12 protein-coding genes and 2 pseudogenes are annotated in these 13,006 nt (G+C 42.3%); 7 read left to right on the top strand and 7 right to left on the bottom strand.

All coding sequences use genetic code 11. The annotated features are described in order from the left end of the window. Nucleotides 1–298: 298 nt before the first annotated feature. From WA407_RS23320 to WA407_RS23310, 3 genes are all read right to left on the bottom strand, one after another. Nucleotides 299–2,365 (bottom strand): thioredoxin domain-containing protein, encoded by a 2,067-nt coding sequence (locus WA407_RS23320; RefSeq protein ID WP_336078502.1) that lies wholly within the window; start codon nucleotides 2,363–2,365, stop codon nucleotides 299–301. Between the two features lie 241 nt (nucleotides 2,366–2,606). Further along, entirely contained in the window at nucleotides 2,607–3,611 is a 1,005-nt protein-coding gene (locus tag WA407_RS23315; protein WP_250268261.1) for an alpha/beta hydrolase fold domain-containing protein, read from the bottom strand. Between the two features lie 420 nt (nucleotides 3,612–4,031). Continuing rightward, the gene (locus tag WA407_RS23310; protein ID WP_061831680.1) at nucleotides 4,032–4,304 is read right to left on the bottom strand and encodes a CD3324 family protein; all 273 of its coding nucleotides are present in this window, start codon (nucleotides 4,302–4,304) and stop codon (nucleotides 4,032–4,034) included. Between the two features lie 398 nt (nucleotides 4,305–4,702). Between WA407_RS23310 and WA407_RS23305 the strand changes: the two genes are divergently transcribed. Continuing rightward, the gene (locus tag WA407_RS23305; RefSeq protein WP_336078501.1) at nucleotides 4,703–5,425 is read left to right on the top strand and encodes a TetR/AcrR family transcriptional regulator; all 723 of its coding nucleotides are present in this window, start codon (nucleotides 4,703–4,705) and stop codon (nucleotides 5,423–5,425) included. A 26-nt stretch (nucleotides 5,426–5,451) separates the two neighbouring features. Beyond that, the gene (gene map, locus WA407_RS23300; RefSeq protein ID WP_336078500.1) at nucleotides 5,452–6,198 is read left to right on the top strand and encodes a type I methionyl aminopeptidase; all 747 of its coding nucleotides are present in this window, start codon (nucleotides 5,452–5,454) and stop codon (nucleotides 6,196–6,198) included. Between the two features lie 207 nt (nucleotides 6,199–6,405). On the opposite strand, the pseudogene WA407_RS23295 reads toward map, so the two are convergent. Further along, a pseudogene (locus WA407_RS23295) lies at nucleotides 6,406–6,910 on the bottom strand (hypothetical protein). Between the two features lie 183 nt (nucleotides 6,911–7,093). Here WA407_RS23295 and WA407_RS23290 point away from each other — a divergent pair. Next, entirely contained in the window at nucleotides 7,094–7,621 is a 528-nt protein-coding gene (locus WA407_RS23290; protein WP_336078499.1) for a DUF4303 domain-containing protein, read from the top strand. Between the two features lie 185 nt (nucleotides 7,622–7,806). Here WA407_RS23290 and WA407_RS23285 read toward each other — a convergent pair whose 3' ends face one another. After that, complete coding sequence (locus WA407_RS23285) at nucleotides 7,807–8,508, bottom strand: RNA polymerase sigma factor (RefSeq protein ID WP_336078498.1); 702 nt, start codon at nucleotides 8,506–8,508, stop codon at nucleotides 7,807–7,809. A gap of 223 nt (nucleotides 8,509–8,731) precedes the next feature. On the opposite strand from WA407_RS23285, the gene clpP reads away from it, so the two are divergent. Genes clpP through WA407_RS23270 form a run of 3 tightly spaced genes read left to right on the top strand, consistent with a single transcriptional unit; the run spans nucleotide 8,732 to nucleotide 10,303 of the window. Beyond that, on the top strand, nucleotides 8,732–9,316 hold the full coding sequence (gene clpP, locus WA407_RS23280) for an ATP-dependent Clp endopeptidase proteolytic subunit ClpP (protein ID WP_336078497.1): 585 nt from the start codon (nucleotides 8,732–8,734) through the stop codon (nucleotides 9,314–9,316). Between the two features lie 59 nt (nucleotides 9,317–9,375). Next, complete coding sequence (locus tag WA407_RS23275) at nucleotides 9,376–9,582, top strand: hypothetical protein (RefSeq protein ID WP_336078496.1); 207 nt, start codon at nucleotides 9,376–9,378, stop codon at nucleotides 9,580–9,582. 49 nt (nucleotides 9,583–9,631) lie between these two features. After that, on the top strand, nucleotides 9,632–10,303 hold the full coding sequence (locus tag WA407_RS23270; protein ID WP_336078495.1) for an MBL fold metallo-hydrolase: 672 nt from the start codon (nucleotides 9,632–9,634) through the stop codon (nucleotides 10,301–10,303). A gap of 131 nt (nucleotides 10,304–10,434) precedes the next feature. Here the strand turns inward: WA407_RS23270 and WA407_RS23265 are convergent, their stop codons facing one another. After that, complete coding sequence (locus WA407_RS23265; RefSeq protein WP_336078494.1) at nucleotides 10,435–11,022, bottom strand: TetR/AcrR family transcriptional regulator; 588 nt, start codon at nucleotides 11,020–11,022, stop codon at nucleotides 10,435–10,437. A gap of 146 nt (nucleotides 11,023–11,168) precedes the next feature. Here WA407_RS23265 and WA407_RS23260 point away from each other — a divergent pair. Further along, nucleotides 11,169–12,262: pseudogene (locus WA407_RS23260) on the top strand (alpha/beta fold hydrolase). Nucleotides 12,263–12,495: 233 nt separating this feature from the next. On the opposite strand, the gene WA407_RS23255 reads toward WA407_RS23260, so the two are convergent. Then, nucleotides 12,496–13,002 (bottom strand): hypothetical protein, encoded by a 507-nt coding sequence (locus WA407_RS23255; RefSeq protein ID WP_336078493.1) that lies wholly within the window; start codon nucleotides 13,000–13,002, stop codon nucleotides 12,496–12,498. Nucleotides 13,003–13,006: the final 4 nt, after the last annotated feature.

Genomic DNA, 13,006 nt, shown 5'->3' with positions numbered 1-13,006 from the left:
TCACATCTGCTGCTAAAACGCTTGGACATAAAAGATATAAACACGCTAGTTAAATAGGTATATGTACTTATTTTCGAAAACAGCAAGGCTGGTCGGAACCGGTTCTTTGATATAATATACCTAAAAAATATTAAAAAAAATGCGTAGCATATGTTAAGAAAATATTAGTTTCATCTCACTATACCTACCTCTTAATATGAAAATAATCCCCTTGAAGGTAGCAAACATAGGGTTATTTTCGAAAATCACCTTATGCTTACTACCCCCGAGGGGATTAGGTTTGATCGCTTTATTCAGTTCAATCCAACAACACCTTCAGATCTTCAAGCCTGGTAACAGGTGCCTGACAGGTAAAATGCTCACACACGTATACAGCTGGTTTGCCTTCCACAAGATTGTAATCACGGATATAGGAAACTGTCTCTGCAATCTCCGACTGTCCTTCATCCTTCAGAATAACGACCGTATTCGGCCTGAACCCCGCTCGAATCGCCTGAATGAACTGTACGGTCTGTGGATCGTCCCTATGACCTACAATCACAATCTCTTTTGTCGTTCCTGTTGCATACAACAACGCGCTGAGCAAGGCTGAGCAGCCTGACGGGTAATGAGCAACCATGCCGCCAAAAGCCTTAAACTGCTTGGCTGCATAATTCTCCAATCGGGATTCACCCGTTAGCCGTGCAAGCCGCACAAAATTATGAGCCGCAATGCTGTTACCCGACGGAATCGCACCGTCATAGATTTCTTTAGGCTTGGCAATTAGCTGCTCACTATCTGACCCATAAAAGAATAATCCGTCCCGTTCCTCATCCCAGAATAAGTCGATCATATTTTGATTGAGCGTCAACGCCCGTTGCAGATACTCTATATCGAAGGTCGCCTGGTACAGCTCGATCAAGCCCCACACATAAAAAGCATAATCATCTACATAACCGGGATAAGCTGCTTCTCCGTCCCGATAACGTGCCAACAGCCGTCCATTCTCCTGTCTCAAATGGTTCCACAAAAACGTCTCAGCCTTCCGAGCTTGCTCTGTATATCTTGTGTCTCCAAAAGCTTGTCCCGCCTTCGCAAGAGCAGCAATCATCAACCCGTTCCACGAGGTCAAAATCTTGTCATCCTTATGAGGATGAACCCGCTGCTTTCTGGCAGCAAACAGCTTGGCGCGTAGCTCACTAACCCGCTGCTCCAGTTCCTGCTCAGTCAAGTCATGCTTGATCCGATAGGCTTCCAGATTGATATCAATCAGGTTTGGAATGTTGTGGCCTTCAAAATTTCCGTAAGGTGTAATCCCATACAAATCGTTGAAAAAGGCGGCATCCTCATCGCCTAGTATAGCCCTTACCTCAGAGTGGTCCCAGACATAGAATCTCCCCTCTTCTCCTTCGGAATCCGCATCCTCCGCCGAATAAAAGGCACCCCCTGCATCCGTCATGTCTCTTGCGATATATGTAAAGATTTGTTCTGTAATCCGTCGGTACAGTTCCTTGCCTGTCACCTGCCAAGCTTCTGTATACGCGATGGCCAACAGAGCATTGTCATACAGCATTTTTTCAAAATGCGGCACCAACCATTTCTCGTCCACGGAGTATCGTGAGAACCCCATGCCTACGTGGTCGTAGATTCCTCCACGGGACATCGCATCTAGCGTTTTCTCTGCCATTTCCAGTGCCTGTTGATTCCCCGTATGCTGTGCATATCGCAGCAGAAAAGACAGGTTATGCGGAGAAGGAAACTTAGGAGCTTCCCCGAAGCCGCCATATTCCTTATCGAAGGTGTGGCTGTATTCATGGAAAGCTTTATTCAAGCTCTGTTCATCCAGTTCACCGCGATAACCTGCAAGCAAGTCCTGCCGCTCATGCTCGGTAAGCACCTGCTCACTCAGCTCCACCAGCTCTTCGGGCTGTTCTTTCCACCGGGCGCCCACCTTGTTCAGCAGCTCCAACAGTCCGACACGGCCATACTTTTGCTCCTTGGGCAAATACGTCCCCGCAAAAAAAGGCTTCTGATCCGGCGTCATCAATATTGTCAGTGGCCAGCCTCCATGCCCTGTCATCGTCTGGCAGATGGACATATAGATATGATCCACATCTGGACGTTCTTCACGATCCACCTTAATGGATACGTAATCCCTGTTTAATACCTCAGCCACTTCTTCATCCTCGAAAGATTCTCTCCCCATTACATGGCACCAATGGCAAGTGGAATAGCCAACAGATAGGAAAATAGGCTTGTTATCACGTTTAGCAATTTCAAAAGCCTCATCTGACCAAGGGAACCAATTTACCGGATTGTGAGCATGCTGTAGCAAATACGGTGATTTTTCCTTGGATAGTCTATTCGGTTTGCTGCTCGTTGTCATGGGACATCACCACTTCCGTTGTTGGATTTTATGCTTGGTACTATTTTACCCTAAATGGGTGGTAAAAGTCGGAAGAGATGAAAAAAAGATGATATCAGATTAGAATTACTACATTGTTAAGAAGTATCAATGACTCTCAACCGAATCTATCCATAAATTGTTTATTCAGATCATAAGTAGGTATGAAAAAGCACTGATGGATATTCTTCATCAGTGCTTTATATACTGCAGTCGTACCTTATTAGCGTTTAGCATTATACTCATTAGAATTTATATCAAAGATCTCCAGCGCTTTCAGTAAGGCGTATTCACTTGTTCTGGCCCCTTCTTTTGAAAAATGTGCATCCGGAAACGCAGGAGACATATGATGGTACCCGGGATAGACATGTAATTCCACTAAGACTCCATCAAAAGCCAGTTGTTTGGCAAAAACCAATGCTTCATCAATGAATAAATCAATGGTACCTATATTTATATAAGTCGGTGGTAACCCGGCCAATGACTTAGCACGGGCCGGCGCATAATACTCATTTACCTCCTCTTGACCCGGTTCTTCCCCCAATACAGATTTCCAGCCAAAATAATTACTTTGTTTTGTCCAAATAAACTCTCCTGCGTATGGATGCTCTGGTGCGGTACTTGTCCGATCGTCTAGCATTGGCCTCATCAATCTTAGATGATGGATTTCGAATTCCTTCTGATCACGAATGTACAAGGCTAGGCCAGCCGCCAGACCGCCGCCAGCGCTGCTGCCCCCTACGGCAACTTTCTGAGTATCTATCCCTAACTCTTCCGCATGTTCAATACACCATTTTAGGCCCGAATAACAATCCTGTAACTGACTTGGCTGCACATGCTCTGGTGCTAGGCGATAGTACACGGATACACAACAGAAACCATGTTGTGCAGCAAGAGATGCATTAGCAGGACGATCCACGACTGGACTTCCTAAGACCATCCCGCCTCCGTGTATCGAATAATATAGAGGCATCTTATGATGCTTTGAATGTTTGGGCTTAATGATTTCTATTTGAATATCTGGACCACTAAAGTAACTTGGCACAACCTTTTTTTCTAATGTAATAGGGAACATCTGCGTTACATCTATTTGTTGCATCATTTGAGATTGATTTTTACGTGCTTCCATTAGTGTAGATTCGGTAAGATCGGTTGTTGGTATTAAATCAACTGCACTGATAATTTCCGGATCAATCAGATGTCTACTTCTACTTTTTTGCTCTCCCATAGTAATCGTTTCCTCACTTTCTTGTTTTAAGACAATGAATCAATACATTTTTCCCTTTAATTGTTGCTGTTGTTTATATTCATATTTTAAAGATTAAAATAAGCTTAATAAATGAAAACAACGATTTAGAATCATTTTTGGCATAAAAACAATAATGAAAAATGGAGTACAGCCTTTGAAATAGAATGGGTCTGTTGGATCATCGGGGAGGGTGAACGGAATTTTGGGATCAAGAACGGTATGTAAAAAAGCTCAAGAGAGAAAATGAAATGCGAACACATATCAAACCTTTTGCCAAACAAAAAGACGTGACCGGATTGATTTTTCACCACGATCATCCGGTCACGCCCTAAGCTCACCATGTTATGAGGCCAAAAATAAATTCATTGACGCGAGTATAGCACCACGCCACTTTGCAAACTAGGTATTTTTATGTGAATACACAATTTTCTTAATGGTTTCGGTAGAGAGGAAAAACTCCGTAGCTAATTGCTCGATACTGCTGCTATTTTGAAAAGCATTTCTGATTGCAGCATTTCGCTGTTCAAGCAACCTTCTCCCGCCACTCAAACTTCCCCAATCCATATATTCCGTTTTTGGCTTAGGAATATACAGCGTCTCTCCTTGAACATATTTTTGGATTTCCATAATTAGTTTTTGAGGTAAAACTTTTGTAGCATTCGTATATCTCAATTTTGCTCGCCCCTTATTTGGATTCTTTAAAATAAGGTGCAAAGCCAAAAATATTAAAAAAGCTTGTAGCGTTAAAAATTGTTTCGCCCCATACAAAGTAACGCTTTCCCAATAATTGGCTTTGCATGAGTGTAAGAAGTCACAGACAATCCCAATAGATTCTCCATCAGTAGGCACCCCCTTTTACTTCGCAAGTATAGCATAACTTCTGCTCACCTGGGACCAGCTAAATGATATCAGTACAATCAAACCATTAAAATTGAGCTGATATATAACTGATCTTCATTCGTTTATGAGGTGTTGCCGGGACTTTTGTTTGCCCGACTCTTGTTATTCGCAAGCCGATGTTTTATATTGACATAAGAGTAGGTCAAAAATAAAAGAGGTGAACGGACGAGATGTCTCCACGTACGAAGGAACAAAACGAAGAGATCCGGCTGCGGCGTCTGGCGCAAATCCGAAAAGCCGCTGCCGATGTGTTTTTAAATAAAGGGCCTTTACTGGAAATCCGCGATGTGGCCGTGCAGGCGGGACTCGGCTATGGCACGGTATACCATTATTACAGCAACAAGGGTAATTTGCTCCACGATCTGCTGTGGGACGCGTTGGAGCGGGCCGGGGGATGGCTGGAGGCCCCACGCGCTTCGGCTTCGGGGGAGGCGCCGGCAGGCGGGCATTTCGGCTTGGTTGCTGCGGCGGACACCGGTAACTCGGCTGCCGCGGATTCCCAAAGCAGCAGCCGCGAAACGGCTGCTTCCACAGAGCTTGACTCCGTCGCCGTCGCCGGCATTCGGCTGCTGCAGCTTTGGGCGGAGGACCACGCCTTGTACCTGCTGCATAAGCTGGCCGGTGAGGGCTTTGCCTCGCTGCCTGAAGCGCGCTCTGCCCCACTCTCGGCTGCCTTTCGCCGGGAGGTGCTCGCGCCGCTTGCCGCGCTGCTGGAAACCGGTCGTGCGGCGGACGGGGCTGCCGCTTCCGGCGGAAACGCGGCTGAGCCACCGTATCGGCTACAGCGCGCGGAAATGCTGCTGGCCGCCTTGGTCGGCTGCGCGTCGCTTTCGCTTCGCCGCGGAAAGCTGCACGAAGAGGCCGAAGATATCGTCCGGTTTTTAAAATTATAGAATTGATAAGGAGCGAATAGACAAAAATGATCATTTTAAAATCACCTAGGGAAATCGAAGAGATGAAGCCGGCGAGCCAAATCGTTGCGGACTGCTACCGCGAGGTGGCCAAACTGATCGAGCCTGGGATCACCACCCGGGAAATCAATGACTTTGTTGCCAGACACATCACCAAGCTGGGTGGCAAGCAGTTTACGAAAGGGTACAACGGTTTCCCCGCCGAAACCTGCATTTCGGTCAACGATGTGGTGGCCCACGGCATTCCTTCGAACCAGGCGCTTATGGACGGCGACTTGCTGAAGCTCGACATCGTCGTGGAATACGGTGGATGGTTTGGCGATTCGTGCTGGTGCTATGCAGTGGGCAATATCCGGCCGGAAGCGCAAAAATTAATGAAGGTGACAAAGGAATGCTTGGATATGGGGATCGCCCGGGCACTCCCGGGGGGCCGGCTCGGCGACATAACGTCGGCGATTCAACAACATGCGGAAGCCAACGGGTATTCAGTCGTACGCGATCTGCTGGCGCATGGGATCGGGCGGAGCCTGCACGAGGAGCCGAGCTACGAGCATATCGGCGTAGCCGGCAAAGGCATTCGGTTAAAGGAAGGCATGGTGTTTACGATTGAACCGATGCTCAACGAAGGTACGTTCCGTATCACGATCGACGACGATCAGTGGACGGCGAGAACGGCCGACGGCAAGTTGTCGGCGCAATATGAGCATACGATCGCAGTTACTACGGACGGACCACTGATTTTAACGGCCCAGTAAGAATAGAGGAGAACGGACAGCAATGCGTCATTTTAGGAAATAAGTCGCCAACCCGCCCTCCTTGGCCTGACGAAAGTTCGTAATCCGAAACGCGAAAAAGCGCCGGTTCCAGCTTGGGACCAGCGCTTGTTTTATATGGTTTGTAACTTACCGATTTACGAAAAACCACGTTGTTATACGTTTTTTTATTATGCCTTTGGTATCGTGTTACGGATTTACACTCTCTGCTTTGCTAGCCTGTCTTACGTGTATTTTTTTCATTGCAAATCTTGCTATTGGCTGAGCGACCAATAGCTCAATCCAAAATGCTACACCAAAATTTCTAAAAAAAACTGTGAAAGAAGTTCTGAAAAGGTTCTAGGCTTATTTGTTTCGTACCAACCCAAGTTCCTATAATGGTTAGAAGCATAGATAAGACTGTAACATTCAATAATGTATTCAATAAAACTCTAGCATTAAATCCATCTGTTTGTCCTACGAATTTGGGTATCACTTTACCCACTAACGGTCCTGCAACCAATCTTACTAACAAAACAACGATAATCCACATAAACGGAATAATCTTTAGCGTTTCTAAATAGTTTTCTTTACTAAAGCCTCGTTCCAATCCCATAATAATGGGGGCGATCGTGTTTACTGAAATAATTGAAATAATCAATAAAAATAATATACCTTCTTTTGCGTTTTGAGGCAGTCTTTCTTCCTTATACATATTGTTTCCCTCCGAAATAAAAATATTTCAGATGGTAGACGTATCATGCGACATATATTTTTGGTCATTAAAACTAGTACCAATATCTCTACACACTGATCTAACAATTATAACAACTTTTTTAAAACAAATAAAAGGGTTTTCTAAGCAAGTATAAAACTGATAAAGGAGTATATGAACCAGATGAACAATTTTCTAAATGAATTTGAGGAAAGATTTAGGGCAGGATTTTTGGATGATCTTAAAAGCATACTGGAAGAAGTGAAGAATGAGCAGGTTTACACTTGTGCTTTTGGCACAGACAGCGATTTTATCACCTTGTTTCTTGCTGTTAATACGGAGGAATCACTTGTTAGACATATCACAAACATGAAAGCCCAAGACCTGTGCAACAGCAAGGAAGATGAAAATTATTATAGATGGGGATTAAGCGAATATCAATATGGCGATACAACACATCTCAATCATATTAGCAAATTTCTGTATGCAACCGAAAATGTGTTTAACTATAAAGATGAAATGATAAAAATTATGGCCAAGGTAGTTAAGGAAACAGACGATGTACTTTTTAATCAATGTGGCCAATCCAAAGAAGATATTATTTTTTTCGTGTCCATGACGGATGATGATATGGCCGAGGAACTGGAAAATCAGTCCGTAATTCAGATGACAAACGCCAAATTAGTTGATGGCTTCTTGCATCGTTATTAATAAAAGTACGTTTGGAATATTACACTCATTTCGTTTAGGTAGGTGGCTTTGCTAGACAAATTCGCAATGTGCTTGTCCTATGCGCTAGTACCCTCTTGATCTACACGGGGTAGTACTAGCGAAGCTGACACTACCCCCGGGTCAGAAACAACCACTATGATCAGCCCCGCATTTCTCTTCGCAAACTACGCCGCTATCATACTCATGGTATGGGAATCCGTTTGTTTTACTAACGCGAGACTCCGGTGCAGCTTATGATTGACGATTCCGATCACCACGTCCGGCTCCATTTCATCCTGATGTGAGAGCATAACCATTGCTGCAATATCTCCCATCTGATATGCCGCCGTCAACGCCCTTAGAAAAGTCTTCGAGTTTTCACTTTCCGGTAAGGATAACTCTCCTTTGAGGAGATCCTCCTTGACTGCTTCAAGCGATTTTCGTGCCCGGTGGAGTGCAACTTTTACCGCTCCCTCCGTTGTTTCGAGCATGTCGGATGTCTCGCTAATCGAATATCCAAACACATCTCGCAGCAAAAAAACAGTTCTCTGAAGCGGAGATAAATGTTTCATTAAGGACTGCAACGCTATCTCTATTTCAAAAGATCCATGATCCGGTACAGTTACTTTCGCTTGTTCCCTATTCAATATTCGAGTGTAGACTGCTTTTCTCCGTATATCATCAATCCAGGTGTTCTTAGCAATTCGTAGCAAAAGTGCTTTGGGGTTTGTATGCTCGAAGCTATTTAACTTACCTAATGCTTTTATCCAAGTTTCCTGAGCCAGTTCTTCCGCATCCCAATTTGATTTCGTAAGCGACAGACAGTAACGTTTCAGGACCGCCTGTAATTCCTCCAAGTTCTCGATGTTTATTGTATTATCTGTCATTTGTATAGAATCATCTATGCGCATAGGTCCTCTCCTCCACAGTCTTATTCTGCCCTTTCCTAGAGCAAAGCCATTTGTACCTCGAATGTAAACGAACAAGTGGTTGTAAAAGTTACACCGTTTACGCAAATCGTTTTCCCATTGAAACCTCCGTATCTTTTTACGACCTCGGTTCGTTTACAAGGAGAAATCAACTGAAAACAGGGAAATTGGGGGTATCAGAATGAGTGTTTATGTTCCTTATGTTGTCGAGCAAACCGCTCAAGGTGAAAGATCGTACGATATCTATTCCAGACTCTTAAAGGATCGTATTGTGTTTGTCGGGGCAACCATCGATGATCATTTGGCTAACAGTATTATTGCTCAATTATTGTTCCTGGCGGCAGAAGATCCGGAAAAAGAAATTTACATGTATATCAACAGCCCGGGTGGCTCTACTTCCGCAGGATTTGCCATTTATGATACGATGCAGTACATCAAACCCAATGTACACACGATATGTACGGGATTCGCTGCTTCGTTTGGCGCGATCCTGTTGCTAGCGGGCGCCAAAGGGAAACGTTCGGCGTTGCCGAACAGTGAAATAATGATCCATCAGCCGCACGGGGGCGCACAAGGTCAGGCCAGCGATATTGCAATCAGCGCAAAACGAATTTTATGGACTCGTGAAAAGGCAACCCGTATCACAGCTGAACGGACCGGGCAATCTTTTGAAAAAGTCGAAAAAGATATGGACCGGGACTTTTACATGTCCGCTCAGGAGGCACTGGAATATGGTGTTATTGATCAAGTGATAACTTCTTTGTAGAGTATGCTCAAAACCTAATGATCTGCAAGAAACTTCAAGAAATAATACGAGGTGATATCATGTTAGCAAGCTTACAAGGCGAGGAAGTAACTATTCATTTTATAGATGGGACCCATGTATGCGACGGGGTACTGGATCAGATTGACGACAAGTTCGTTAAATACCTTACGCAATATCAGACGCTTGTTATTCCTATTACATCCATTCGCACCGTATCCATTGACATTAAGGAACGGCAACGCCACAGAGTTGGATTCGCCCCTTGAACCTATTTTAGCATGGGGTGGCAATTTCATTTTACGGAGGCCCGATATTTTGAAAATTTCACAGGGAGTAGAAATGCTTCAGCTAGATTTTCATGGGAATATGATTCACCCCATTCTTTTGTGGGATCAAGAAACCGCTGTTTTAATAGACACAGGATTCCCTGGGCAAATGGAAGATTTACGCGAGGCTATGGAAAAGGTAGGTGTGTCGTTTGACAAACTAAAAGTTGTGATTTTGACGCATCAAGATGTGGATCATATAGGTTGTCTTCCTGAGATTTTGCAGGAGTGTGGCCATCATATCAAAGTCTATGCACACGAACTAGATAAGCCGTATATTCAGGGGGATATCCCCCTTTTAAAAGATAGTCACCTTGAGAATCCCCCGAAGGGCAAAGTGGACGATACCTTAATAGATGGTCAGGAACTGCCGTTTTGCGGCAGAATTCGAGTCATCCATACGCCTGGGCATACCCCTGGTCATATCAGCCTTTATTTAATGCAAAGTAAGACTCTTATTGCCGGGGATTCGATGTACAGTGTTAACGGGATTCTCGGGGGAATTCATGTCCCGACCACACCGGATATGGATGCAGCTCATCTCTCATTGAAAAAGTATTTAGATCTCGACATTGCATCCGTAGTTTGTTATCACGGGGGATTAAGTAATGTACATGTGAATGATCAGATATTAGGACTTACCCAAGGATTATTAAGTTAAAGTTCCAGCAAGCTGCCTTTTGGTGAAACGATGTTGTGAACGAGAAGATTATTTAAAATAACACTTTGTTAATTCGCGATTGAACTTTAACAAAGTGTTATTTTGCATTTCACAAAATAGATCTTCATTGTTTATTCCTGCAACCCATATGTATATAGATCAGACTTTAACTGATTAAAAATGTATGCTTGCATTTGATCTAAAAGAAGAATGATGTTAGTATCTTTACCATTTTTCAAAACCCACTGAATAGACGTCATTGAGTTAGCAGCATATAGTTCAGCTAAATACTCCAATGCGATCGAAGTTGAAGAATTCTGTTGCTTTAAATAATCTAAACAAGTCCGAAACAAAATTTGTTCAAATTCTTTACGTAAATCAGCGGATACTTCATGAACGGTTAACAATGTTGAAATTTCGAGCTTATTTTTAATCATATTATCGGTTACAAGTTCTATGGCGTTTGCCACCTTGCCATCTTCCGTGGAATTAAAACGCTGCCCAATTTCAACTTTAAAATCAGAAGCATACTGTTTAACTACTTTTTCTAGTAAGTCGTACTTATCCAAATAATGACTATAAAAGGTAGAACGTCCGATAAGAGATTGATCACAGATTTTTTTGATCGTAATATCTTTAAAATTATGTTGTTGGAGTAATTCAATGAAAGCTCGCTCAATAGCTATTTTTGTTTTATAAATTCTGATATCTTCATTCATTTAACCACTTGCTCCTTATGTGTAAGTTTTCGAACACTTTATATATACCGTGTAAGATATCTTACAGATTATGCGATACTAATTATTTTTTATGTAGTAACTATACTCTATAGTAAGCACATACCCAAATTGAAGGAGGACAGTATATGTTTAAATCCTATGTCAATAACGAACAGTTCAATCTTCAAATTAATCGTTTTATCAATGATTATTATCAAGAAGATGATCGAGCACAAGCTGACTTGGAAAAAATGATTCCGAAATTAAACGACACCCATAGCTGGTATGAAGCTTGGCTCAATTTTGCAAAGAAACGCGAAGACAGCAAGGACTATGATTTAGCCTCAGTCTACTATCAAGCTGCAGAATTTTATCTTGCAACCACAGACCCCAATAAAGAAAAAATTTATCAAAAATATAGAGAAACATTCTATAAAGGCTTTCATGATTTTGATTATAAATCCTACAAGATTCCTTATGAAGATTCCTATCTTCCTGCTGTAAAATTGTTGGTGCCTGGAGCTACGAAGACATTACTTGTCTTTGGTGGGTATGATTCTTACATGGAAGAGATGCTTAAAATGATGAGATTTATGAAGGGAATTGATTACAATATTATTGTATTCGATGGCCCTGGCCAAGGAACTGCTTTAAAAAACGGCCTAAAATTCATTCATTACTGGGAAAAGCCCATATCAACGGTGATTGATTATTTCAAATTAGATCGTGTTAGTCGTAGGTGCTTCTTGGGGAGGATATTTAGCTATGCGTGCAGCAGCCTTCGAAAAGAGAATCGATAAAGTAGTTGCTTTTAACATTTTCTATTGTGGCTTAGATGCCTTAAAAATGGGGATGCCAGAAGAAACGTATCAGAGTATGATACAGCTAGTCGATCATAATGAAGTAGATCAAGTGAATACATTATTCGAACAGATGATGACTCACAATATTGATTTGCATTGGAAGATTACCAAAGGGATGGAAAACACCGGTGAAGTAACGCCTTTTGATCTCATTAAAAATTTCGAAAAGCACACAATGCAAGGCATTGGAGCATTCATTAATCAAGATGTTCTTTTACTAGCTGGAGAAGATGATCAATACGTACCTATTAGCCGACTCGCTCAAATCCAACAAGAATTAATCAATGTTGCGTTCATTACAAGAAACAGGTGGTGAGCAACATTGCCAAGCAGGTCACAGGGAGTTAGCATTTAATGAAATGAAGAATTTCCTATAACAAAGAGGGATGAATATTTAGTTTTTACCATATAAGAATTTAGAACACTAACATTCCATCAATGAAATGTACGTGTGGTTCCCCAACCAGCTTTACTCAATAGCTAAAAAAGATGGGTTTGTTATACGTTTGAAAGTGCTTTGGTATACTTAGATTCACAAAAAAAGCCAGAACGCATTTTGTTTACGTTCTGGCTTCGCTTATTTCAGTTAATGAATATTTTCACATCTATTTCATTTACATTCACTATCTAAATTATTCAAAGCTTTATCACTAATATCATTAATAGGAATGTTTAAATTACGCCAATAGTTCAAAGGATAAGCGGACTTACCCACAAGCATTTCACCATGACGTATATAAAAACTCCCCCCCCTTTCAAGGAATTTAATTATCGGTTCATACAAATCTACATGGTCTAATGCTTCTTTGATCCCTTGATCAGCTAATGCGGAAATTTCCAAGTAACAGTAACTCAAAGCTTTGATATATATGTTCTCTAGCTTTTCAAGTTTGGGGCACACTTTAGATATATCAAGGTTAACTGTTTTTCCAAGCACACTAGCGATACTAAATATGGGATACTTATCGACAGAAACAGATGCAGATTCTATAAATGCATTGACTCTTCTGAAATATTCACTTACCAAAATATGGTGTGAATCACACAGCTGATCCCCTAAACTTTCAAAATGAATTGAAGACAAACGCTCTACAGCTTGATTAAGTATTCTTCCCAAATGG

Source organism: Paenibacillus sp. 203 (genome assembly GCF_037027525.1).
Taxonomy (GTDB): domain Bacteria; phylum Bacillota; class Bacilli; order Paenibacillales; family Paenibacillaceae; genus Paenibacillus; species Paenibacillus polymyxa_B.
Note: the sequence above shows the minus strand (reverse complement) of the source record. Positions and strands in the feature narration are given on the sequence as shown.

Coding starts and splice junctions, on each gene's coding strand:
- WA407_RS23305 (WP_336078501.1), top strand. CDS start 4,703: ATGTCTCCACGTACGAAGGAACAAAACGAAGAGATCCGGCTGCGGCGT.
- WA407_RS23265 (WP_336078494.1), bottom strand. CDS start 11,022: ATGAATGAAGATATCAGAATTTATAAAACAAAAATAGCTATTGAGCGA.
- clpP (WP_336078497.1), top strand. CDS start 8,732: ATGAGTGTTTATGTTCCTTATGTTGTCGAGCAAACCGCTCAAGGTGAA.
- WA407_RS23285 (WP_336078498.1), bottom strand. CDS start 8,508: ATGACAGATAATACAATAAACATCGAGAACTTGGAGGAATTACAGGCG.
- WA407_RS23315 (WP_250268261.1), bottom strand. CDS start 3,611: ATGGGAGAGCAAAAAAGTAGAAGTAGACATCTGATTGATCCGGAAATT.
- WA407_RS23275 (WP_336078496.1), top strand. CDS start 9,376: ATGTTAGCAAGCTTACAAGGCGAGGAAGTAACTATTCATTTTATAGAT.
- map (WP_336078500.1), top strand. CDS start 5,452: ATGATCATTTTAAAATCACCTAGGGAAATCGAAGAGATGAAGCCGGCG.
- WA407_RS23290 (WP_336078499.1), top strand. CDS start 7,094: ATGAACAATTTTCTAAATGAATTTGAGGAAAGATTTAGGGCAGGATTT.
- WA407_RS23320 (WP_336078502.1), bottom strand. CDS start 2,365: ATGACAACGAGCAGCAAACCGAATAGACTATCCAAGGAAAAATCACCG.